We start from the raw sequence: 23,601 nt of genomic DNA on the forward strand, positions 1-23,601 counted from the left end.
GCTACTTTTCGGCAAGCAAACCATGCTGCATTTTAGAATGAAAGAATTTTATGGGAAAAATATTACAAAAGGTACTTTTTTGGTTATCCATGCGTTTTTCAGGTAGAAAAAATACAACCATGAGTAAAAAAACCTTTGTAATGGCAATTCTAGCGATGGTTGCCATCAGTTATTTGTCCAGTGCACAGCATGTGGACCGAACAAGTTTTAAAGCGGGAGTCCATGTTGGTGTGCCGCTAGGCGATATTTCCGATTTTTCCAATTTTGAGCTGGGTCTCGATTTGGGATATCACTGGTCCGTATCCGAAATGGTGGATGTAGGTTTGGCCACAGGATTTATGAATGCCTTTGGGAACACATCGACCGAAGATATTGGTCCGGTTGCGGTGGAAGTTGATTTTCCGGATATCCAATATATCCCGGCGGCAGCTGCATTCCGACTTTATCCTACCTACGATTTTAAGTTAGGGGCCGATGTGGGCTATGCCATTGGAATAAATGAAGGAAACGATGGTGGGTTTTATGTGCGCCCCATGATTGGATACAACATTAACGGAAACACCGAATTGAATGTTTCCTATACAACCATAAGTGACAATTACGACTACTCCATGATTGCTGTGGGCTTGTTGTTTTTGTTCTAAATCAATTAAAAATAACTGTTCATAACCCCAAAACTTGCAAGTAAACCATGAATATTAACCATTAATTATGTTTAGAAAATGAGAAAATTACTTTTAGTTTTTGCAATTGGAATGCTTGGACATTTGGCGGTAAAGGCCCAAACCAATTATCGGGCCGCTCTGGGATTGGGGATTGACCTTTATGACGACGCCACTTTTTTCGGGGCTACGGGAAAATACTTTTTTTCCGATAACCATGTTGGCCAGGGAGATTTGGGCTTTGAGGACAATGCCACCATTGCAACCTTTTTGTACTCCTATCACAAGGAATTTTTTAGGGCAAAGGGTTTGCGCTGGTACGCTGGGGTTGGTCCCAGTATTATTTTTATCAAGAATTCGGATAATATTTTTGCATTGCGTCCGCATTTGGGGCTCGACTTTAAAGTAGATGGGGTGCCCTTTGTCATCAATTTTGATTGGCGCCCTTCTGTTGTACTTAGCGATGTGGGCGACAACGAGGTTGGCGCATTCGGCTTTGGACTTCAATTCGCCATTAATTAAAGAACAGAAAATAGCAGAATAAAGAGGCTATCTAATAAGCAGTAATAGTTGAGCTTTGTCAGGTTGAGCGCTTGCCTGCCGCAGGCGGGCGCTCGAACTGATAGGTAAACTGCTTTTTAGACAGTCTCTTTTCTTTTTATTGTATTTTTGAAAGTATGAAATTAATCATCATCAACGGACCCAACCTCAACCTCTTGGGAAAGCGTGAACCCGAAATCTACGGGAGTACCACTTTCGAGGACTATTTTGCAACGCTTCAATCTAAATTTCCCGAGGTAGAACTGTCATACTATCAATCCAATATTGAAGGGGAAATTATTGCTAAAATTCAAGAAGTAGGGTTCGATTACGATGGTATCATTTTAAACGCCGCTGCCTACACCCATACCTCCGTTGGTATCGGTGATGCAGTTAAAGCTGTGGAATCTCCGGTAATCGAAGTGCATATTTCCAACACGCATGAGCGCGAGGCATATCGCCATGTATCCTACATAGCACCGGTTGCTAAAGGAGTGATTCTTGGGTTTGGCCTGCAGAGTTATGATTTGGCCATCCAGAGTTTTTTAGGCTAGTTCCTTCAAGTACTTTTTGTCAGCATAAAACGTCCCGAAGGGAAGGAGGGAGGCTATAAAAAGTATAACAAATCTTCTGAGTTTCCATTTGCGTTCCCAACAAAAAACAATGGCCACCACTACGTATAGAATAAACAATATTCCATGTGCCATCCCAACCACTTGGTTTGGTTCAGGAATATCCGCCCAATGCTTCAACGGCATGGTCATTCCGAAAAGGAGTAGATAGGAAATACCTTCTAAAATAGCAGTGGCCCTAAAAATCTTAAGCATAGGTTATAGGTGGATTACTTCATCGTAAGCATCCGCAACTGCTTCCATTACAGCTTCGCTCATGGTAGGGTGAGGGTGAACTGCTTTCAGTACTTCATGTCCTGTGGTTTCCAGTTTTCTGGCCACTACGGCTTCTGCGATCATGTCGGTTACCCCAACACCGATCATATGGCAACCCAACCATTCTCCGTATTTGGCATCAAAGATTACTTTTACAAAACCATCAGGGGTTCCTGCGGCTTTGGCCTTACCGCTCGCCGAAAACGGGAATTTACCGATTTTAAGATCATATCCTTTTTCCTTGGCTTGCTTTTCTGTCAACCCAACAGAGGCGATTTCGGGGATACAGTAAGTACATCCTGGGATATTGCCGTAATCCAAGGGCTCTACGTGCATTCCTGCTAATTTTTCTACACAAATAATACCTTCCGCAGAGGCTACGTGCGCCAATGCCTGTCCTGGGGTTACATCACCAATGGCAAAGTAACCGGGTATGTTGGTTTGGTAGTAGTCGTTCACCAATATTTTGTCACGGTCTGTGGCGATGCCCACATCTTCCAATCCAATATTCTCGATGTTTGTTTTGATTCCTACTGCGGATAGTACGATGTCAGCCTCTAAAACTTCTTCGCCTTTTTGGGTCTTTACCGTGGCTTTAACGCCATCACCAGACGTATCCACCTTGGTCACCTCTGCGGAAGTCTTGATTTTGATGCCCGATTTTTTGAAGTTACGTTCCAATTGTTTGGAAATATCCTCGTCCTCTACGGGCACAATGTTCGGCATATATTCCACTACGGTAACCTCGGTACCCATGGAGTGATAGAAATAGGCAAACTCCATTCCGATGGCACCACTGCCTACCACGATCATTTTCTTGGGCTGTTTTTCCAAGGTCATGGCCTCACGGTACCCAATGACTTTTTTGCCGTCTTGGGGAAGGCTAGGCAACTCGCGGCTACGAGCCCCAGTGGCGATGATGATATGGTCCGCTGAATACTCGGTGGTATCACCGTTCTCAGCTTTTACTTCTACTTTTTTTCCTTTTTTCAGTTTTCCAAATCCATTGATGACCTCGATCTTGTTCTTTTTCATCAAGAATTGGACCCCTTTGCTCATGCCATCGGCCACGCTGCGGCTTCTCTTGACAACGGCATCAAAATCATGGCTTACATCTTTGGCATTCAAACCATAATCTTCGGCATGTTTCAGATATTCAAAAACCTGAGCGGATTTAAGAAGGGCCTTGGTAGGGATACACCCCCAATTTAGACATACACCTCCCAAACTTTCCTTTTCTATAATGGCTGTTTTGAAACCTAATTGTGATGCCCTGATGGCAGTAACGTATCCACCTGGACCACTTCCCAAAACAATTATATCGAACTTGCTCATTAGATTTTGATTTTAGTTGTTAGATAAAAACCTGCCGTTGAATGGCAGCTGCAAAAGTACGCAAATCAATCTCCATTTCCCAAGTTGAAAAACTCAAATTTGGATTCGTTTGTGAAATCTGAAAAAATGGTTGTTCGGGGAAGAATTTAACCTTCTGGGTCAAAATCGATGCTCACTGAATTGATGCAGTACCGTTGCCCCGTGGTTTCCCGAGGCCCATCATTAAAAACATGTCCCAAATGGCTACCGCAGTTGGCACAGACCGTTTCGGTGCGTACCATACCATGGCTGGTATCGCGAATGTACTCGATGGCGCCTTCAACAGCCTGATCAAAAGAGGGCCAACCACAACCGCTTTCAAATTTGTGCTCACTTTCAAAAAGTTTGGCATTGCAGGCTTTACAGTGGTAATTGCCATCTTCAAAATGAAGGTCGAACTTTCCGGTATAGGGCCGTTCGGTACCCTTTTGCCTCAGAACATAATACTCCTCAGGGGAAAGTTGCTGTTTCCATTCTTCTTCACTTTTATTGACACCATACTTGTTCTTCATAGGAATTTTTTATGCCAAATTATGGGTTATCCGGAATAAAATCAAGCGCGGCTCCATTGATGCAATGTCTTTTTCCAGTGGTATTCCGTGGACCATCGTTGAACACGTGCCCCAAATGTCCTCCGCACACGGCGCAATGCTCTTCGGTACGGGCCACTCCTATTTTATAATCCACGTCGTAGGCCACATTGCCCTCGATTTCCCTATCAAAACTGGGCCATCCGGTTCCCGAGTCGAATTTATGCTCACTCTTGAACAGGGGAGTGCCACAACCGGCACATACGTAGGTGCCCTTTTCCTTAATGTCCAATAGTTCACTGGAGAAAGCATTTTCTGTGGCGGCCTTGCGCAGCACGTAGTATTCCATATCGGTAAGCTCGGCACGCCATTCGGCATCCGTTTTGTTCACCTTAAAAGTGGTTTCTTTTTCGGTCTCCTTTTTTTCTTCCTGTGAGTTTCCCTTGCATCCGGTCAAAACTACCAATGCAATCAATAGCAATCTTTTTCCCATTCTTGTTTTTTTATGATTGGACGACTTTTTATGGCTATCCTTTCAAAATTACCATAAAAAAAGTCCCATTGATTTTCAATGAGACTTAAAATACCATTTTTATATGATTTATTGAAGGTCCAACTGGATTACCTGTCCTTCATTGATCTGTAATTTGGACATCACGCTGTCAATGTTGGAGGCATCAAAATCCGGAGATTGGGCATATTCGCTCGGTATGAATACGATACGGAACAGCTGATTGTCCGTAAAGTCCGTGCTAAGGGTGGATAAATCAAAATTACCATCGATAAACAGCTCCAGGTCCACAAAAGTATGGGAAAACACATATTGAATGGTTCCACCTGGCAAAAAGTAATTCTGTGGTATTTGTGTCCATGCATCTGCAGTGGAGCCATCGCTTAAATCGATAACCCCGTCGTGGCGATATACCAATACGGCATCCGATTCAAATACCTCAAAATTGGTCACATCGGAAAAGGTGATCAGGGTACTGAAGAGATTGGCTTCGGCATCATAGCCAAAGTCAACGCCCTCTACTTCCACTACCTGTCCTTGGATACCTGGAGCGCCGGGAGCACCATCCAGGCCATCCAACCCGTCAAAGCCCGGAGGACCTTGTGGGCCTTCGCAAGCCGCGAAAATAAAAACGATAACTGCTCCTAAAATTGTACTAAACTTATTCATGATTTTTGGATTTTGGATTTGTGTTACTTTTAACTGTTAACGCATTAAAATCAAAAAGCGTTCCACTTTTTGAAAAAAAATGATTTTAATGGCAAACCGATTATCAAAATCGTATTCTTCCCTAAAGTTGCGTATTATTGTATAAGCACTAAAAACACTTTTATGTCAAAGGTAGTTCCACACAGTTTTTTTACGGAGTTTGATATCGATCTTTTTAAATCTGGAAAGCATTTTCGCCTGTATGACAAGTTAGGGTCGCACCTCACCGAAGTCGATGGGGTGAAAGGGACGTATTTCGCTGTTTGGGCACCTTCGGCAAAGTCGGTCAGTGTAATTGGCGATTTCAACTATTGGACTGTTGGAGAGCACCAATTGAATGTGCGCTGGGACAGCAGCGGAATCTGGGAGGGTTTTATTCCGGGAGTTGACAAAGGAATCAAGTACAAATACAAAATACAATCCCATAACAACGATATCTGGACCGAAAAGGCGGACCCTTTTGCCCGTTTCTGCGAGCAGCCTCCACAAACGGCATCCTTGGTCTGGGACGATAAATACAAATGGAAGGACAGCGGCTGGATGGAAACCCGTGAAGAAAAGAACGCATTGGACAAACCGTATTCGGTTTATGAGGTCCATTTGGGCTCTTGGAAAAAGAAGAATGGTTGGCAATCGCTGAGTTATTTGGAAATGGCAAAGGAATTGGCCGATTATGTGGAGGAAATGGGCTTTACCCATGTGGAGTTTATGCCGGTTATGGAGTACCCGTACGACCCCTCATGGGGTTATCAACTAACGGGTTACTTTGCGCCGACCTCGCGTTTTGGCAAGCCTGAGGATTTTAAGGTTTTGGTAGATGCCTTGCACCAAAGAGGCATTGGGGTCATTCTGGATTGGGTGCCATCCCACTTTCCCGAAGATGCCCACGGCTTGGGCTTTTTCGACGGATCTCACCTGTATGAACATCCAGATAGACGAAGGGGTTATCATCCCGACTGGAAAAGTTTGATATTTAACTATGGACGTAACGAAGTACGGGCATTTTTGATCAGCAACGCCATTTTTTGGCTCGACCAGTACCATGTGGACGGCCTTCGGGTAGATGCAGTGGCTTCCATGCTCTATTTGGATTATTCCCGTGAAGATGGGGAATGGGAGCCAAATATTTACGGAAACAACGAAAATTTAGAAGCCATATCCTTCCTGCAAGAAATGAACCAAGAGGTCTATGCCAGTTTTAAAGGGGTACAGACCATTGCCGAAGAATCCACTGCCTTCACAGGCGTGACCAAACCTGTACATTACGGTGGGCTGGGTTTTGGCATGAAATGGATGATGGGCTGGATGCACGATACCTTGGAGTTCTTTAAAAAAGACCCGATCCATCGCTCGTATGATTTGAACTCCATAAGTTTTAGCCTTACCTACGCCTTTACGGAAAATTTTATGCTGCCCTTTTCCCATGATGAGGTTGTGTACGGCAAACAATCCTTACTGTACCGAATGCCGGGCGATGAATGGCAGCGTTTTGCCAATTTGAGGTTGCTTTATGGTTATATGTTTACCCATCCTGGAGGTAATTTGTTGTTCATGGGAGGTGAATTTGGACAGTCCTCCGAATGGAATTTTCAGGAAAGCTTGGATTGGCATTTGACCCAATACGATTTTCATTCGGGAATACAGGAGGTCATCAAGGACCTGAACAAACTGTACAAAACAAGTCCGGCACTCTATGAGAAACAATTCCAGCCAGAAGGTTTTCAGTGGATTGAGTACAACGACCAAGAGAACTCTGTGATTTCGTACATTCGGAAAGGCAACGACCCAAAGGACGACTTGATCATTGTTTGCAACTTCACCCCGGTCCCAAGGGAAAATTATAGGGTAGGGGTGCCAAAAAGCACTACGCTTAAATTGGTTTTTAACAGTGATGACAAAAAATATTCGGGAAGTGGCATGGGCAAAAAGACCATGAAACCCTCCAAGACCTCTTGGAACGGGCAGGAACAGTCCGTTTTGATGAATCTACCGCCATTGGGCGTGGTCGTATACCGATAAAAGCAAAGCTACAACGTTGTAGTTGATTGCTTTTCAAAACATATTTTTAATTATTCAGGCTTTTGTGTTTCTTTTGCTAGCCTCAACTGATTATAGATGATAACCAATACAGAAATAGCCAGAACGGGAAATCAGTTCCCTAACCATATAGTCGATTTTAAACAGGAAAACGACAAACTATACTTCACCACCCAGAACGGGGTCATTTTGCAAGTCACCATTCTAAGGGACAGCGTTGTCCGATTCAGATATGCCACCGAGCACGTTTTTGAACCCGATTTTTCCTATGCCATCAGTGAAGATGTGAACCTTGGGTATAATGAGCTTACCGTGGAAGATGAGATTCCGGAGTACGTGATCACCACGGCCAAGATCAAGATCTACATCAACAAGACCAACCTCAAGGTGCAGATTGTAGATCTGGATGGGGTAATTTTAGCGGAGGACGAGCTTGGTTTCCATTGGGAGGAGAACTTCGATTATGGGGGCAATGTGGTGAAAATGAGCAAAATTTGCCATGCAGGTGAAAGTTACTACGGTATGGGAGACAAGGCCTCGCACACCAACCTGAAGGGTAAACGGGTGAACAACTGGGTAACCGATTCCTATGCCTACGGCAAGGACCAAGAACCTTTGTACAAATCCATTCCGTTTTATGTAGGGCTCAAGGAAAGCATTGCCTATGGGATATTTTTTGACAATTCCTTCAGCACCTATTTTGATTTTGCCAACGAGAAGCGGAACGTAACCAGTTTTTGGGCAGATGGTGGGGAAATGAACTATTATTTCTTCTATGGACCCAAAATGAAGGATGTAGTGGAATCTTATACGGATTTGACGGGCGTTCCTGAGCTTCCACCACTATGGGCCCTTGGGTTTCATCAATCCAAATGGAGCTATTTTCCAGAGGATAAGGTGAGGGATATTGCATCAACTTTTAGAAAACTGAAGATTCCGTGTGACGCCATTTATCTGGATATCGATTATATGGAAGGGTTCCGCTGTTTCACTTGGAACAACCAACATTTCCCCAATCCGAAGAAGATGATAGCGGAAATGGCGGAAGATGGCTTTAAGGTGGTTACCATGATTGATCCGGGCATCAAAATAGACCGCGATTATTGGGTATACCAACAGGCCATGGACCACGGATACTTTTGTAGAAGGGCAGATGGACCGCATTTTAAGGGAAAAGTATGGCCCGGGGAGTGTAAATTCCCTGATTTTACCAATCCAGAAGTACGGGAATGGTGGGCCGGTCTTTACAAAGAGATGATTGCCGATATGGGCGTGAGCGGTGTTTGGAACGACATGAACGAACCTGCTGTAATGGAAGTGCCCACCAAAACGGCCAATCTCGATGTACGCCACGATTACGATGGGCACCCATGTAGCCACAGAAAAGCACACAACGTTTATGGCATGCAGATGGTAAGGGCCACTTACGAAGGGGTCAAAAAATACATGTTTCCTCGACGTCCCTTTGTGCTTACTAGGGCGGCCTATGCTGGTACCCAGCGTTACTGTGCCACTTGGACGGGCGATAATGTGGCCACTTGGGAACATTTATGGATTGCCAATGTACAGATGCAGCGCATGTGCATGAGCGGATATTCTTTTGTAGGTTCCGATATTGGTGGATTTGCCGAGCAGCCCAATGGAGAACTTTTTGCCCGTTGGATGCAATTGGCGGTGTTCCACCCCTTTTGCAGGGTACATTCCAGTGGTGACCACGGCGATCAGGAGCCATGGTCGTTTGGAGAGGAGATAACCGATATTGTCCGGGAATTTATCGAGTTGAGGTATCAATTGATGCCCTATCTCTACACCATGTTCTACAACTACATTAAACAGGGCTTTCCCATGTTGCAGTCCTTGGTGTTTTACGATCAAGAGGACCAGCAAACGCATTTCCGTACGGATGAATTCATCTTTGGAAAACAAATATTGGTCTGTCCCGTGCAGGAACCCAACGCACAGGGCAGAAGAATGTACTTCCCAAAGGGAAATTGGTACAACTACTGGACCGATGAACTCAACGAAGGCGGTATCGAAAGATGGGTTTCTGCGGAAATCCACCGAATGCCACTGTTCATCAAAGAAGGGGCTATGATCCCAAAATACCCTGTGCAGCAATACATAGGGGAAAAGGAAATCGAAAAGCTTGTTATCGATGTTTATTATAAGGAAGGAACCGAAAATTCCCAGGTGTACGAAGACCAACAAGAAGGATACGATTATAAAAAAGGCCGTTTCAGCTTGAGGCGATTCAAATTGACAGGAAAGAAAAACGAATTGATCATCCAGCAGTTCAAGGACGGTAACTACATTACCCCGTACAAGAATTTTAAGATGAGTTTCCACGGTCTGCCCTTTAAGATTGATTCCGTAGAGTTGGATAACGAAGAGGTGAATCTGGACGATATCAAACTGAATGGAAACAACTCCATTGAAGTAAGCAAGGATTTCACGGAACTTCACATTTTCGGAAAATAAATTTTTGTAAATTCAGAAGACAAAAACACTACAGCCATATGAAAAAAATAGTTTTGATAGCGGTGGCTTTCCTCATGGTATCGGCTTGCAAGACCAATCCGTTTACAGGAAAGAGTACCCTTAATTTTTACTCCAATAGTCAAATGTTCCCCATGGCATTTGCCCAGTACGACCAATTTTTGGAGAGTAACAAGGTGGTAAAGGGAACTTCAGAAGCCGAGATGATTCAACGGGTAGGGCAACGCATTGCTTCTGCCGCTGAACGCTGGCTGGATGCCAACGGTTACCCAGGATACCTTAAGGATTACAAATGGGAATATAATTTGGTTCAAGATGAGACCGTGAATGCTTGGTGCATGCCGGGTGGTAAGATTGTTTTTTACACCGGAATATTACCGATTACCCAGAACGAAACGGGCGTAGCGGTTGTAATGGGCCATGAGGTGGCACATGCCTTGGCCGACCATGGTGCGCAACGTATGAGTGCGGGAACCTTACAGCAAATTGGTGCCGTGGCAGGGAATGTGGCGATCCAAGACCCAGAAAAACGAAATATGTTCAATCAAGCGTATGGCATTGGTTCACAGGTGGGGGTCATGTTGCCCTTTAGTAGAAGCCATGAAACCGAAGCGGACAGGATAGGACTTCAGATTATGGCCATTGCAGGATATGATCCCAGCGAAGCTGCCGAACTTTGGAAACGCATGAAAGCAAAATCGGGAGGACAGGCACCGCCAGAGTTTTTGAGCACCCATCCTTCCAACGACACCAGAATCAATAATTTGACGGCATGGGCACCGGCAGCCAAACAGGAAGCCCGTAAATTTGGGGTAACCTCCTTCAAATAAATCAAAATAAATAATTGGGAATGTCACTTCGAAACAGACGAAAAATCCAAACGATACCAAAAATGGGTTTTTCCAAGGAAGCGAAGTGACATTTTTTTATGATAGGACATGGCACAGACATTGGCATTAAAAGGAAGTAAAAAACTGTTGAACGCATGGGCTTTTTATGATTGGGCCAATTCGGTGTACAGTTTGGTAATCTCATCCGCCATTTTTCCACTTTTTTATGGGTTATTGTTCCGTACCGCTGGTATTGAGCAAGTAACCCTATTTGGAGGCGAGATTGCAAGAGCTCCTTTGATCAGCTATGTGACTTCTTTGGCCTTTGTTTTCATAGCAATCGTAACCCCGTTGGTTTCCGGGGTGGCCGATTATTTGGGAAACAAAAAGGTGTTCCTCAAGTTTTTCTGCTATCTGGGGGCCGCCTCTTGCATAGGACTGTACTGGTTCTCGTTGGAAAATATCTATTTTGGACTGGCCTGTTACTTTTTTGGACTGGTAGGGTTTTGGGTGAGTTTTGCCATCAATAATTCGTATTTGCCAGACATTGCCTATCCAGAGCAACAGGACAGTATCAGTGCCAAAGGATTCTCTTTGGGCTATGTGGGCAGCGTCATACTTTTGGTGTTCAATTTGTTTATGGTGATGGAACCAGATTTTTTTGGCATTACCGATAATGGTGGTGAAATTGCTGAAATCAAGGCGATGAAGTACTCTTTTATCTCCGTAGGCATTTGGTGGATATTGTTCAGTCAGTATACATTTAAACATTTACCCAAAGGGTATAAACGGGAAGGGGAGCGACACCATATCATTTTGAACGGTTTCAAGGAATTAAAGCTTGTATGGTATCAACTCGGAGAAAACAGGAGACTGAAACGCTATTTAGGGGCATTTTTCACTTACAGTATGGCGGTACAGACCATAATGCTGATTGCCACTTACTTTGGGGAAGAAGAAATTGTTTGGGGTTCGGATAATGAACGCACCATGGGACTCATCATAAGTATATTGTTGATACAGATTGTGGCCATTTTGGGTGCAACGCTTACGGCAAGGGCATCCAAGGCGTATGGAAACATCAAAACATTGATCGTGATCAATGTGATATGGGGGCTACTTTGCGTTTACGCCTATTTTTTACAAACTCCTATGGATTTCTATATCGCGGCTGGATTGGTCGGTGTGGTGATGGGAGGTATACAGGCACTATCGCGGTCCACTTACTCCAAATTTTTGCCGGATACTACCGATACCACTTCCTTTTTCAGTTTTTACGATGTGGCCGAAAAAATAGGCATCATCATTGGCACGCTCATGTACGGTATCGTGGCACAACTTACGGGAAGCATGCGCAACAGCACCATCTTTTTGGGGTTGTTTTTTGTAATCGGTATCTTTTTGCTCACTAGGGTCAACAAAAAAAGCTAAGCAGATGAAACAAATTTTTATTATTTCCTTTTCCTTGTTATTTATGGCAGTACAGATTCAGGCTCAAAAAAACGTTCAAGAACGTTTAGGATATCCCTCCGATGCCAAGTTATTGATTGTACATGCCGATGATCTTGGGGTCATACATACCGCAAACCAAGCCACGTTCAAAGCTTTCAATGAAGGTTCGGTAAACAGTGCCAGCATTATGGTGCCAACCCCATGGTTGTCCGAGGTGGCCGAATATGCCAAAGCCAACCCAGACCATGATATGGGTATTCACTTAACGTTGACCAGTGAGTGGAATTATTTAAGATGGGGACCGGTGGCATCAAAATCAGAGGTGTCCAGCTTGTTGGACGACAACGGCTATTTCTATCCCGATTGTGCCCAACTATGGGAAAATGCCAAGATTGAGGAAGTGGAGATCGAGTTAAGGGCCCAAATAGATAAAGCCATTGCCATGGGTATCCAACCTACCCACTTGGATAGTCACATGGGGTGCTTGTTTTCCACAGACCCGAGATACTACGAGCTTTATGTGAATCTGGCCAAGGAGTATGGTATTCCGGCTATGATCAATCATCAAATCGAAGAACTGGGAGGCAAGGAAGGTACCAAACAGCCCGTTCTCGTCAATCGAATATTTGGAGCAGGGCCCGCTGATTTTGATACGGACATGGCCGCTTATTATGCCAATACCCTCCGTAATATGGAACCGGGTGTCCATGTGATGATCATACACTGCGGATTTGACAATTTGGAAAGTCAGGGCATGTCTGTGGAGCATCCCTATTGGGGTGCTAGATGGCGCCAACAGGACTATAATTTCTTTACCAGTGAAGCATGTGCCCAAATCTTGGAAGAAGAAAACATCTATTTGGTGACTTGGAAAGAAATTGGAGCGTTATTAAAAAAATAAAATTCGATTCAAACCATAAAAAAAAGCCCCGACATTCATCGGGGCTTTTTTGGTGAATCCTGTAAGTAAGGACTATACTTTTGTAATATCCCCCGAGCCAGAGGCCTTGGAATGTACCTTTTTGGGATTTCCCCTGTACTGGATGTCTCCAGAACCCGAAACCCTGGCATCCAAGGATTGGTTTGCGGTCACTTTGATATCGGCCGAGCCTGAAACGGTGGCCTCCACAAATTCAGCCTCTAAATCGAAAGCTTTGATGTCCCCGGAACCGGAAACCGAAACTGAAAAATCGGTTACTTTTCCGGACAGGTTGATATCCCCGGAGCCCGAAAGGGCAGCTTCCAGCTCATTGGCCTCTACGGTCAGCGATACATCCCCGGAACCGGACATACTGGCATCAAACTTATCCGCTTGAATGGTCGTTTTTCCTACGATGTCCCCTGAACCGGATAGGCTTACAAAGTCAATGGAAGATATGGGAACCGTAATGCGGATACCCCTGTTCCAACTGGATGGCCTAAGGTTCATGCCATTTTCGGCCTTAATGACCAGCTTTCCGTTCTTGACCTCGGTTTTAATGTGCTCCAAAAGGTTGGATTCGCCTTCAAGGGTCAGTTCGCCTTCGGTCCCAGAAACCAGTTCCACATCAAACCAACCTGCAAGGGCAACGCCATCATACTCCCCAACAGAGCGTTCCAAGGTTACATAATCCCCGTTTCCTTTGACCCGTTTGCCCCACTGGGCGTTGGTACAGGCTATCATTCCCAAGGCTAGGGCAAAAGTGATAAGTTTTTTCATGATCTTGTGTTTAAATTGTTTTTTGATTGCTATTAATTTTGATAAAATGAGATACCCCCGTAGTCGCTGGTAATGCTGACCCTGTTTCCAGAATTGGCCTTGCCATAGAACCCACGATAATATTTTTCGGTCGATTTTTCCTTACTGATGTTGATTTCAAAATCTTCCTTGCCACTTACACCGGCATATTCGGTACTGATCTCAAAATCGAAGTGGTAAGCCGGGTCATAACCAATCTTGATGCCCGTGTAATCTGAACCAATCTCAATATTTCCGGCATCGGCGGCCATGCGATCAATTTTAATGGACCCATAGTCGCTGGTGATGGCTACGTTCCCGTGTACATTGCCCAGTTTTACACCGATATAGTCCCCGTTGCCTTCCACATTGTTTACGTTCCGTACGTCGATGGAACCATAATCACTGCCGTATTGCAGGTTGTCCATTTCTTCCACGACTGCATTGGTATAGTCCGCCTTAATGTTGAGGTTGCCTGCCTTTTCGATGGTAAAACCGGAATAATCCGCAATGATCTCGGCACTGTTGATGTAATCGAAGGTGGATCGGGAAGTGTAGTCGAAACGTAGTTCATTGTTGCGACCACGTAGCTCTCCAATTTCCAATTTACCGTAGTCACAGCTGATCTTGGCGTGGCCATCGATACGGTCCAAAATAATGCTACCATAATCGTTGCTGAGGTTAACACTGTTCTTTACGGGCAATTTTATGGTATAGTTGACCTGTACGCTGACTTTTTTGCGTCCACCCCAGCTCCAGCCCCAGCTATTGCTACGATCTCCGAACCGAGTAGTGGCAGAGACCATATCGGGACTATTTTCAAACTCCACGTCAATTTCGTCCAATCGTTCCTGCACCCGGTCCTCGTCGTTGCCGTTGGTTTTGATGTGCACCTCAATTTCCACGCGGTTCTCGTTCCACGAGGTAAGGTTAACATTCCCATAGCTGTTTTTTACTTTAAAGAGCGCATCCGGATTAACGTTATATTCTTTTTTAATGGTCTTTTCCTTGGTGTACCTGCCGTTCAGCTTATCGCTGTCCACATGGCCCATAGCCACAAGGGGAATCAAAGCCAAGGCGAAAAAGAGGGATTTAAATGGTAAAACTTTCATCATGTTGTGATTTTAGATTCTTAATATTTTCTATTTGGCTCAAAACTTCTTTCAAAAGGTCGATACGGGTCTGGAAATTGGTGATCATCGCACTTAATATGATCTTGATATCTCCACCATCGACCAGATCTTGCTCCAACGTTCGGTAATCTTTGTCCAGTTTGGCCAATTGTGCCAAAGTGTCGTCTACCAGTTGGGCCGTTTCCGGTGTTTTTTCTTCCTTGAGTTCTTCAACTTGCGCTTCTATCAAACTGGCAAAGTAGAACTCGGTCTGGGAAACTTCCGGTGCAATTTTGGTGACCTGTCGTTTAATGCTGGGCTCTGGGCCGAAGGCTTGGTACCCCAGCATGGCCACAAGGACTATGGATGCGGCGATGGACAACGGTTTCCACCAGGAGGTCTTTTTCTTGCCCAAGGCAATGGTGCCCTGTTGCCGGTTCAATTTTTCCAAAAACCGCTCTTGGTGCCCGTTTTCCGGCTCCGCCACATCGAACTCTCCTTGGAGACGCTCGAACAAATGGTCTAAATTATCCTTCTTCATAACTAAACATTTACGGTCAATTTTTTTCTCAGGCTTTCTTTGGCCCTCGAAATGGTGGTCCTACAATTAGCATAGCTAATGTTCATGATATCACTGATTTCTTCGTAATCGTACCCTTCAATTAAATGTAAGGTCAAAGAAACTCTGTAATTGTCTTTCAAACTTTTCATGGTTTCCATCACTTTTTGAGCCTTCAGTTCTGTATAACCATTTTGGTCCGAAGCAGCTACATCGTTATCTTCGACCTTGTACATTACATCATCCAAGTCCACAGCGCGTTTTTTCTGCTGTTTTTTGTAATGATAGATACTGTTATTGATCACGATCCGCTTTAACCATGCCCCAAAGGCGACGTCTCCTTTAAAGGTGTGCAGCTTGGTAAATGCGTTCAGGAACGATTCCTGCATCACATCCTCTGCCTCTGCCGTATGTTTTACAATCCTCAAAGCGGTATTGTACATCGCTTTGTAATAGCGGTTGTAAACCTCTAGCTGTGCGCTTTGTTTGCCCTGCTTGCACAATTCGAGCAGCGTGTCAATATGTTCATTTTGTCGGCTCAAAAAATGATTGGTTTGTCTTATAGATTATGGAATTTACCAATTGTTACACTTTTTTCTTAAAATTTGAATTTTAAATGGCACAGGAATTGCCAATTAATGGGTGATACTAAGCTTGCAAATCACTATAAACATTGATTTTTAGGGATTTATGTAGCTGTTGATGTTGAACAAAAATGCGGGTTGTTGGTCGATTATGACAAAATGACCGAAAAGATGATATGGGAGAGATGAAAATTACCAAATTTGACAATATAGACCTTCAGGGATTGGACGAGGATGCCGAATTGATTCCGTTGTTGACCCCTGAGGACGAGGAGCAGATGAATAGGGAAAGTCTGCCCGAAACTTTACCCTTATTGCCGCTGCGCAATACCGTTTTGTTTCCCGGTGTTGTGATTCCTATTACGGCCGGCAGGGACAAATCCATCAATTTGATCAAAGATGCCAACAATGGTTCCAAGGTCATCGGGGTGGTTTCCCAAAAGGACGAAAGCGTTGAGAATCCAGGGCCGGAGGATATCAATACCGTGGGAACAGTGGCTCGTATCCTACGGGTGCTTCAAATGCCGGATGGCAATACCACTGTGATCATTCAAGGGAAGAAGCGATTTAAGATTGATACACTCTTGACCGAGAAGCCCTATATCACTGCTAAAGTGAGCGAAGCGGCAGAGGAGCGTCCCGACGACCAAAGCGGCGAATTCGAGGCCATTATCGATTCCATTAAGGAATTGGCGTTCAAGATTATCAAGGACAATCCAAATATTCCCAGCGAGGCCACCTTTGCCATCAAAAACATACAGAGCAATCCGTTCTTGATTAATTTCGTATCCTCTAATTTGAACCTATCCGTTTCCGAGAAGCAGCAGCTTTTGGAGATGCCAAATTTACAGGAGCGCGCCTTGGCCACCTTGAAGTACATGAACATGGAACTTCAAAAATTGGAGTTGCGCAACGATATCCAAAGCAAGGTCCGTAGCGATATGGACCAGCAACAGCGGGAATATTTCCTCCACCAACAGATGAAGACCATCCAAGAAGAGTTGGGCGGACTTTCGTATGAAGAGGAGGTGGACGAAATGACCGAAAAGGCCAAGACCAAAAAATGGAGCAAAAAGGTAGAGGAGCATTTTGAGAAGGAGTTGGCCAAAATGCGCCGCATGAACCCTCAGGTGGCCGAGTATTCCATCCAACGCAATTATTTGGACCTGTTGCTCGACCTGCCATGGAACGAATACTCCAAGGATAAGTTCGATTTGAAAAAAGCACAGCAAATCTTGGATAGGGACCACTACGGTCTAGAGGACGTTAAGCGCCGTATCATCGAATATTTGGCTGTACTCAAATTGCGGAACGATATGAAATCGCCCATCCTTTGTTTGTACGGACCTCCTGGGGTGGGTAAAACCTCTTTGGGGAAATCGGTGGCAGAGGCCTTGGGTCGTGAATACGTTCGCATGTCCTTGGGCGGACTCCGCGATGAGGCGGAAATCCGCGGACACCGAAAAACATACATTGGTGCCATGCCGGGAAGGATCATTCAGAGTTTGAAAAAAGCGGGAACCTCTAACCCTGTTTTCATTCTGGATGAAATCGATAAATTGGCAAGCAGCCATCAGGGGGACCCATCTTCTGCCATGCTGGAGGTATTGGACCCTGAGCAGAACAGCGATTTCCACGATAACTTTTTGGAAATGGGCTACGACCTTTCCAAGGTGATGTTCATTGCCACGGCGAACAATTTATCCACCATTCAGCCAGCACTTCGTGACCGTATGGAAATCATCAATGTGACGGGCTACACCATCGAGGAAAAAGTGGAGATTGCCAAACGACACTTGTTGCCCAAGCAATTGGAGGAACACGGACTGTCCAAAAAGGACCTAAAGATTGGAAAGCGACAGTTGGAAAAAATCGTGGAGGGTTACACCCGCGAATCAGGTGTGCGTAGTTTGGAAAAACAAATCGCCAAAGTGGTGCGCTACGCTGCCAAATCCATTGCCATGGAAGAGGAATATAACGTAACCGTGACCAACGAGGACGTTGAAAAGATTTTGGGCCCAGCACGATTGGAGCGCGATAAGTACGAAAACAACGATGTGGCCGGGGTCGTTACCGGTTTGGCGTGGACGAGTGTAGGAGGTGATATTTTATTTATCGAGTCCATACTTTCCAAAGGAAAGGGTACAATGAACATCACGGGTAACCTCGGCAAAGTGATGAAGGAATCGGCTACCATTGCGATGGAATACATTAAGTCGAATGCAGAGACTTACGGTATTGACCCGACGGTTTTCGATAAGTACAATGTACACATTCACGTACCCGAGGGAGCTACACCAAAAGATGGCCCCAGCGCGGGGATTACCATGCTAACTTCTTTGGTATCGCTATTTACGCAACGCAAAGTGAAAAAGAGCTTGGCCATGACCGGTGAAATCACACTTCGTGGTAAGGTATTGCCGGTGGGCGGCATCAAAGAGAAAATCTTGGCGGCCAAAAGGGCGCGGATCAAAGAAATTATCCTTTGTGCAGACAATAAAAAGGACATCGAAGAAATCAAAGAAGAGTACCTGAAAGGTTTGACGTTCCATTATGTGACCGACATGAGCGAGGTAATCGATATTGCCATCACCAAGCAGAAGGTAAAACATGCCAAGGAGCTTTAATTGACAGAAGTCATAACCGTATAAGCGCTTTTCTGCCTATTTTTGGCCTATGGGAAAAATTACGATTGCCATTGATGGATATTCCTCCACGGGAAAGAGTACCATTGCCAAACGACTGGCGGCTAGCCTCAACTATATTTATGTAGATACCGGTGCCATGTACCGTGCCGTAACACTTTTTGCGTTGCAAGAGGGCATTATTGATAAGGACGGGCATTTGGACGAAGCTGCGTTGGTAGACAAACTATCCGAAATTCACCTCCAGTTTGTGCCCAACGAAGAAACTGGGCGTTCCGAGATGTACTTGAACGACCAGAATGTGGAGCAAGAGATTCGCACCCTGCATGTCTCGGGATTTGTCAGCAAGGTGGCGGCCATTAAGGAAGTACGTGAAAAATTGGTGAAGATGCAGCAGGCCATGGGCAAGGATAAGGGTATTGTGATGGATGGCCGTGATATTGGTACCGTAGTGTTTCCCGAAGCCGAACTAAAATTGTTTATGACGGCCTCCCCAGAAACCCGGGCTACCCGTCGTTATAAAGAACTTTTGGAAAAGGGCGAAGCGGTAACTTATGAGGAGGTGCTGAGAAATGTGGAGGAGCGCGACCGAATCGACTCTACCCGTACCGTTTCCCCATTGACCAAGGCCAAGGATGCCATCGAGTTTGACAATAGCGATATGGGCCTGGAAGAGCAGTTTGAGCGTATCCACGATTTTGCGCAAAGGGTGATTGCGAAGGTGGGGTGAAAGTCGACTTCTAAAGAGTCTCCATAAGTCCAAAACAGAGTTGGTCAATATGTATCATAAGGTCACCAAGAGCTGAAACGTTGGATAAGACAATAACGGCATTCTTTCTTTCTGTATTCATTACCAAACAGGATGTATATCCCCCAGTTCCGCCATTGTGCCATATCCAGTTCTCGCCTGATGGTTTCTTTTGTATGTGCCACCCCAAACCTACACTGGAATCTTCGTTTAGAGCATGTGTTGCCGCTCTGGTCATTGCCAAAACTTCATTATCTGCTTGAAATTGTGCCAACACAAATTGGGAAAGATCTTCAGCAGTGGAAATGATGTCACCGGCGCCGGACAAAGAGGCCAAATTCCAATTTTGCACCGGTCGCCCTTCCGGGCTTTGCCCTTGCACTAATGAAGTGGGTACATTTTCGCTTCCAATAGTGCTGTTGGGCATGTCATATTTTGTAAATATCCTTTCTTGGAACAATTGGCTCAAGGGCTTTTTTTCAATTTTTGACAAGGTATACCCCAAAAGGCCAGCTCCCAAATTGGAATACTCATATGTTCTATCATCATCAAAAGATAGTTCCATGTCATTCGTCAAATATGCTCTTAACTTTTCATTGTCGTAAGACGCAAAAGGGTCTTGGTTACTGATATCAAAATCAAAATTAGAGGGCATTCTTGGAAGTCCAGAGGTATGGTTTGCCAATCTTTTAAAAGTGATTTCCTGATTTTTATGGAACACAAAATCATAAAAAAGATTGATGCTATCATCCAAATTTACTGTATGGTCCAACACCAAATCGGCCAAAACTGTACTGGTGAATACTTTGGTAATGGAACCGATTTCAAAGGCATTTTGATGATTTTGAACTGAAAGAATGGAGTCGTTTCTTTTCTCCACACCGTAGAACTGTACCCTGCCATTCTTAATAAAGGCGAAAGCGAGTTGGGTGTTGTTCGGAAAGACTTTGGTATGTTCAAAAATCAAATCGGATTGGGCTTTTGTAATAACCCGCTCGTTAACAGTTTGATGATCGATGGTTGTTTTGGCGTTAGGATTACCACAACTGAATAACAGAATACATATGGGGCAAAAGATGACAAGGATATTTTTCATCATACATGTAATGGTATAAGTAAGGATGATGTTAACATCAAAAAAAGATTACTTTTATCAAATGTCGTTGAAATAACAGCACGCTTACAATTGAAAAATCAATTAAAAACTATCTCTTGTACACGGAAACCCCATTTTTAATCGTTTCAAGAACCTGAATATTTTTTATATCACTTTCCGGCACCTTCAACGGGTTTTTGTCCAAGATGACCAAGTCGGCAACCTTACCAGCTTCCAGCGTTCCTTTGGAATCTTCCTCAAAATGTTGGTAAGCGGACCATTCGGTGATTCCTTTTAGGGCTTCGTAAGAGGTGAGTTTTTCGTTTTCGCCGATCACTTGTCCAGAACGGGATTTGCGCTCCACGGAAATGCCTACCATGCGCATCAAGTTGGGCAGTGCCACGGGCGCATCGGTATGAATGGTAATATTCAAGCCTTTGTTTAAAGCGGTACGTGTAGGGCTGATTTTATTGCCCAGGCTGTCCCCGATAATCTGTTTGTGCCAATCGCCCCAATAAAAGGTGTGCAACGGGAAAAGGGATGCAATCACATCCAATTTTTTGAGGGAGTCCAATTGGTCTTCGCGCACGTATTGCCCATGAATCAATACACTCCTCCGGTCTTCGTTGCCATGGGTTTGGGCGGCAGTTGTCATGGTCCGGATCATTTGGTCGATGGCAGCGTCGCCATTAGCATGGGTCAAAATTTGCCAGTTATTTTTGAAGGCTTTGTTGTAAATGGCTGTGACCACGCTGTCTTGAGGAATGGCAGGGTACCCGCTATATGTTTCGCTGGCACCATCTGGCGGAATCAAATAGGGTCTGGTGCGCCATGCAGTTCTGCCTTGGGGAGAACCATCCAAAGTAACCTTCATTCCTCCAATCCGGTAATGGTTATTGTAGCTGTTGCTCTTCCATTCGCTGTTCAGATACTTGTCCACAAAAAGGTAATCCACATAGCTCACTACGTCCAATTTCAATTTTTGGGCATTGGCCAGTTGTGCAAATTGATCCACATTCCCCATATCCCTTCCTTCTTGCGCGGTGGTATAACCGTAGGAAAGGGCCATCTCCTGACCTGCTTCAAAAAAGCGATTGGCCGCTTCGGCGGTCGCCGGTGTCAAGGCTTTTGCATAGTATGGAATGGCGGCAAGTTCTTCCAGTACACCATTGGGTTCGTTATTGCCTTCCCTTCGGATGATACCTCCTTCGGGATCAGGGGTGCTGGCATCGATGCCCAAAAGCTCAAGCCCTTTGGAATTGACCGAGGCAAAATGCCCGGAAATGTGCACAATCATAATGGGAAACTCAGTGGTTACTTGATCTAGGTCGTGTTTGGTAGGAAATCTGTTTTCTTCTAGGACAGAATCATCAAAGCCCATCCCAAAGATCCATCCCGTAAGTGCTCGGTTTTCTGGTGTGTTCCATTCCTTTAAAACCGAAATCAAGGTAGGGATGTCTTTTGCCCCGGCATCGGGAGGCGGTAATATTTGTGCTCCGATGGCCTGTGCGGAAAAGGATGAAAAGTGAGCGTGGCCATCGATTAAACCCGGCAGCATGGTACGACCTTCCAAATTCACCATTTGATGACCTTTTCCGACCATTTGCATAGCTTCACTTGCAGTTCCTGCAAAGGTGATAATCCCGTCTTTTACTACAAGTGCTTCTACATAATTGGGCGTATTACCGGCCATGGTAATGATGTCGCCGCCGTGGTACACCACTGCAGCTTCTTCGGCTGATGGACTTTGGTCGGATTTGCATGCGATAAAAAGCAAGAGCAGCGAAAAAAGGCTGAAAGTTTTAAAATGATGCATAGGTTGGATATTAAATTTTTCTAGGGAACAGGTTAATGTATTTTGTTGATAGTCAACTAAATTTAGTGATTTTAGCCATATGGGCGATAAAAAAAATGAGGACCTGAATACATATTGTTTTTGATATTTTTGGCTTGACAAGCTTGGAGATTATTTCCACACCTTATCCCGCCCGTGGGGAAAAATTGTAGTTTTGGTCTATGGATGAAAAAACAAAGGAGCGACTGATTCGATTGGCCGAGGAGGAAATCCCGATACACCGCTATTTGGGATTAAAGGTGGAGACCATCGAAAAGGAATTTATACGGGTACGGATTCCGTTCCGGGAGGATTTTGTTGGGGATATCCGTACAAAGCGTTGGCATGGCGGGATTATGGCCACGGTAATGGATTCCGTAGGAGGTGCCATAGGAATCGCCAATTTTGAGTCACCGGAAGATAAGCTTTCCACCATTGACCTGCGGGTAGATTATTTGCGGTTTGCGGAAGGTAAGGACCTACTCTTTGAAGGTAAACTGGTTCGTATGGGCAACCGAATCATGGTCACCAAAATGAAGGCATTTCAAGACGGGATGTTGGTAGCGGAAGGTAGGGGAGTCTATAATTTTATAAGGGCGTTGCAGGAGTAGCAAACGATTTAAATTGTAATTCAAAGAAAACAGTCCGAGACCAAAGGCCCCGAACTGTTTATCAATCTTACAAATTGGGAATCACCAAAACTTGGTCAGGGTGAATCACATCTGGATTCTTCAGTATATTGGTGTTGGCCTCAAAAATCTTGTTGTATTTCATGGGGTCGCCATAATAATGCTTGGCAATCTTGCTCAGCGATTCCCCGCTCTTCACCGTATGTCTGTGATAAACGGATTCGTCCTCCACGGTAATATTGGCCTTGATATCCGATGGTTTTTCCCCGCCAATCTCCTTGATTTTGTCCCATAATAGGTTCTTTTCGTATTGGGTCTTGGTCGTGCCCTTGATTTTTAGGACATCTCCCTCAACGGTGACATCGCCATGTTGTACATTCAATTTTTCACCTAGGTCGAGTACTGGTTGATACTTTGCTTTTACGCTCATAAGGGTACTTTTTTATAGTTAACAATTAGAAGTCTCAAGATAAACATTCTCTTATTATTTTGCCACCCAACCAAAGGAATACTTTTTTTGTTGAAACCTTGCTTGTAGGCTTTGTATATCCATAATTTAATTGTATTTTCGCACCCCTTTTAGCAAGGAGGCAAGAGCGAAAGGGACTATAGAAAATCAATTTAAAACCGCTTTCACGGTAATTGTTGGG

Annotated in this window: 23 protein-coding genes; 11 read left to right on the forward strand and 12 right to left on the reverse strand. The window is 44.6% G+C overall.

What is annotated here, in order from left to right; translation table 11 throughout:
* Positions 1–119 precede the first annotated feature (119 nt).
* The 3 genes from ABNE31_RS08045 to aroQ all read left to right on the forward strand — a co-directional run bounded on the left by ABNE31_RS08045 (position 120) and on the right by aroQ (position 1,756).
* Positions 120–644 carry an outer membrane beta-barrel protein gene (locus tag ABNE31_RS08045; RefSeq protein WP_349352976.1) on the forward strand — a complete coding sequence of 175 codons (525 nt, stop codon included), beginning with the start codon at positions 120–122 and terminating at the stop codon, positions 642–644.
* Between the two features lie 78 nt (positions 645–722).
* Positions 723–1,184, forward strand: a complete 462-nt coding sequence (locus tag ABNE31_RS08050) for a hypothetical protein (RefSeq protein ID WP_293285112.1) — start codon at positions 723–725, stop codon at positions 1,182–1,184.
* Between the two features lie 155 nt (positions 1,185–1,339).
* Positions 1,340–1,756 (forward strand): type II 3-dehydroquinate dehydratase, encoded by a 417-nt coding sequence (gene aroQ / locus ABNE31_RS08055; RefSeq protein ID WP_293285114.1) that lies wholly within the window; start codon positions 1,340–1,342, stop codon positions 1,754–1,756.
* Here aroQ and ABNE31_RS08060 read toward each other — a convergent pair.
* From ABNE31_RS08060 to ABNE31_RS08080, 5 genes are all read right to left on the reverse strand, one after another.
* Entirely contained in the window at positions 1,748–2,029 is a 282-nt protein-coding gene (locus ABNE31_RS08060; protein WP_179385450.1) for a DUF3817 domain-containing protein, read from the reverse strand. The genes aroQ and ABNE31_RS08060 overlap by 9 nt on opposite strands.
* A gap of 3 nt (positions 2,030–2,032) precedes the next feature.
* Positions 2,033–3,424 (reverse strand): dihydrolipoyl dehydrogenase, encoded by a 1,392-nt coding sequence (gene lpdA / locus ABNE31_RS08065; protein ID WP_179385449.1) that lies wholly within the window; start codon positions 3,422–3,424, stop codon positions 2,033–2,035.
* A gap of 146 nt (positions 3,425–3,570) precedes the next feature.
* Positions 3,571–3,975 carry a peptide-methionine (R)-S-oxide reductase MsrB gene (msrB, locus tag ABNE31_RS08070; protein ID WP_293285118.1) on the reverse strand — a complete coding sequence of 135 codons (405 nt, stop codon included), beginning with the start codon at positions 3,973–3,975 and terminating at the stop codon, positions 3,571–3,573.
* A gap of 19 nt (positions 3,976–3,994) precedes the next feature.
* Complete coding sequence (gene msrB / locus ABNE31_RS08075; protein WP_179385447.1) at positions 3,995–4,486, reverse strand: peptide-methionine (R)-S-oxide reductase MsrB; 492 nt, start codon at positions 4,484–4,486, stop codon at positions 3,995–3,997.
* Between the two features lie 108 nt (positions 4,487–4,594).
* Positions 4,595–5,173, reverse strand: a complete 579-nt coding sequence (locus ABNE31_RS08080; protein WP_349352977.1) for a collagen-like protein — start codon at positions 5,171–5,173, stop codon at positions 4,595–4,597.
* Positions 5,174–5,335: 162 nt separating this feature from the next.
* Between ABNE31_RS08080 and glgB the strand changes: the two genes are divergently transcribed.
* The 5 genes from glgB (at position 5,336) to ABNE31_RS08105 (ending at position 12,928) form a co-directional block, all read left to right on the forward strand.
* Positions 5,336–7,231: a 1,4-alpha-glucan branching protein GlgB gene (glgB, locus tag ABNE31_RS08085; RefSeq protein ID WP_349352978.1), complete on the forward strand. Its 1,896-nt coding sequence runs from the start codon at positions 5,336–5,338 to the stop codon at positions 7,229–7,231.
* A gap of 96 nt (positions 7,232–7,327) precedes the next feature.
* The gene (locus ABNE31_RS08090) at positions 7,328–9,727 is read left to right on the forward strand and encodes a glycoside hydrolase family 31 protein (RefSeq protein WP_349352979.1); all 2,400 of its coding nucleotides are present in this window, start codon (positions 7,328–7,330) and stop codon (positions 9,725–9,727) included.
* A 38-nt stretch (positions 9,728–9,765) separates the two neighbouring features.
* On the forward strand, positions 9,766–10,575 hold the full coding sequence (locus tag ABNE31_RS08095; protein WP_179385443.1) for a M48 family metallopeptidase: 810 nt from the start codon (positions 9,766–9,768) through the stop codon (positions 10,573–10,575).
* 108 nt (positions 10,576–10,683) lie between these two features.
* Positions 10,684–12,006 carry an MFS transporter gene (locus tag ABNE31_RS08100; protein WP_349352980.1) on the forward strand — a complete coding sequence of 441 codons (1,323 nt, stop codon included), beginning with the start codon at positions 10,684–10,686 and terminating at the stop codon, positions 12,004–12,006.
* 4 nt (positions 12,007–12,010) lie between these two features.
* Positions 12,011–12,928, forward strand: a complete 918-nt coding sequence (locus tag ABNE31_RS08105; RefSeq protein WP_349352981.1) for a polysaccharide deacetylase family protein — start codon at positions 12,011–12,013, stop codon at positions 12,926–12,928.
* Positions 12,929–13,000: 72 nt separating this feature from the next.
* Here the strand turns inward: ABNE31_RS08105 and ABNE31_RS08110 are convergent, their stop codons facing one another.
* The 4 genes from ABNE31_RS08110 to ABNE31_RS08125 are packed head-to-tail and all read right to left on the reverse strand — an operon-like array spanning position 13,001 to position 15,957.
* Complete coding sequence (locus tag ABNE31_RS08110) at positions 13,001–13,726, reverse strand: head GIN domain-containing protein (protein ID WP_293289041.1); 726 nt, start codon at positions 13,724–13,726, stop codon at positions 13,001–13,003.
* A gap of 32 nt (positions 13,727–13,758) precedes the next feature.
* Positions 13,759–14,856 carry a hypothetical protein gene (locus ABNE31_RS08115; RefSeq protein ID WP_349353037.1) on the reverse strand — a complete coding sequence of 366 codons (1,098 nt, stop codon included), beginning with the start codon at positions 14,854–14,856 and terminating at the stop codon, positions 13,759–13,761.
* On the reverse strand, positions 14,837–15,397 hold the full coding sequence (locus ABNE31_RS08120) for a hypothetical protein (protein ID WP_349352982.1): 561 nt from the start codon (positions 15,395–15,397) through the stop codon (positions 14,837–14,839). Before ABNE31_RS08120 ends, ABNE31_RS08115 begins: the two co-directional genes overlap by 20 nt.
* A 2-nt stretch (positions 15,398–15,399) precedes the next feature.
* The gene (locus tag ABNE31_RS08125; RefSeq protein ID WP_293285143.1) at positions 15,400–15,957 is read right to left on the reverse strand and encodes an RNA polymerase sigma factor; all 558 of its coding nucleotides are present in this window, start codon (positions 15,955–15,957) and stop codon (positions 15,400–15,402) included.
* Between the two features lie 218 nt (positions 15,958–16,175).
* Here ABNE31_RS08125 and lon point away from each other — a divergent pair, with 218 nt between their 5' ends.
* The gene (gene lon, locus ABNE31_RS08130) at positions 16,176–18,626 is read left to right on the forward strand and encodes an endopeptidase La (protein WP_349352983.1); all 2,451 of its coding nucleotides are present in this window, start codon (positions 16,176–16,178) and stop codon (positions 18,624–18,626) included.
* A gap of 49 nt (positions 18,627–18,675) precedes the next feature.
* Positions 18,676–19,374, forward strand: coding sequence for a (d)CMP kinase (cmk, locus tag ABNE31_RS08135; RefSeq protein ID WP_349352984.1), 699 nt, complete (start codon positions 18,676–18,678; stop codon positions 19,372–19,374).
* Between the two features lie 10 nt (positions 19,375–19,384).
* Here the strand turns inward: cmk and ABNE31_RS08140 are convergent, their stop codons facing one another.
* Positions 19,385–20,491 carry a serine hydrolase domain-containing protein gene (locus tag ABNE31_RS08140; RefSeq protein ID WP_349352985.1) on the reverse strand — a complete coding sequence of 369 codons (1,107 nt, stop codon included), beginning with the start codon at positions 20,489–20,491 and terminating at the stop codon, positions 19,385–19,387.
* Positions 20,492–20,597: 106 nt separating this feature from the next.
* Positions 20,598–22,304, reverse strand: coding sequence for an amidohydrolase (locus tag ABNE31_RS08145; protein ID WP_349352986.1), 1,707 nt, complete (start codon positions 22,302–22,304; stop codon positions 20,598–20,600).
* A gap of 200 nt (positions 22,305–22,504) precedes the next feature.
* Between ABNE31_RS08145 and ABNE31_RS08150 the strand changes: the two genes are divergently transcribed.
* Entirely contained in the window at positions 22,505–22,933 is a 429-nt protein-coding gene (locus ABNE31_RS08150; protein WP_349352987.1) for a hotdog fold thioesterase, read from the forward strand.
* A 67-nt stretch (positions 22,934–23,000) separates the two neighbouring features.
* Here ABNE31_RS08150 and ABNE31_RS08155 read toward each other — a convergent pair whose 3' ends face one another.
* Complete coding sequence (locus ABNE31_RS08155; RefSeq protein ID WP_179385431.1) at positions 23,001–23,381, reverse strand: LysM peptidoglycan-binding domain-containing protein; 381 nt, start codon at positions 23,379–23,381, stop codon at positions 23,001–23,003.
* Positions 23,382–23,601: the final 220 nt, after the last annotated feature.

This window comes from Flagellimonas sp. MMG031 (assembly GCF_040112705.1).
In the GTDB taxonomy this organism is placed as follows: domain Bacteria; phylum Bacteroidota; class Bacteroidia; order Flavobacteriales; family Flavobacteriaceae; genus Flagellimonas.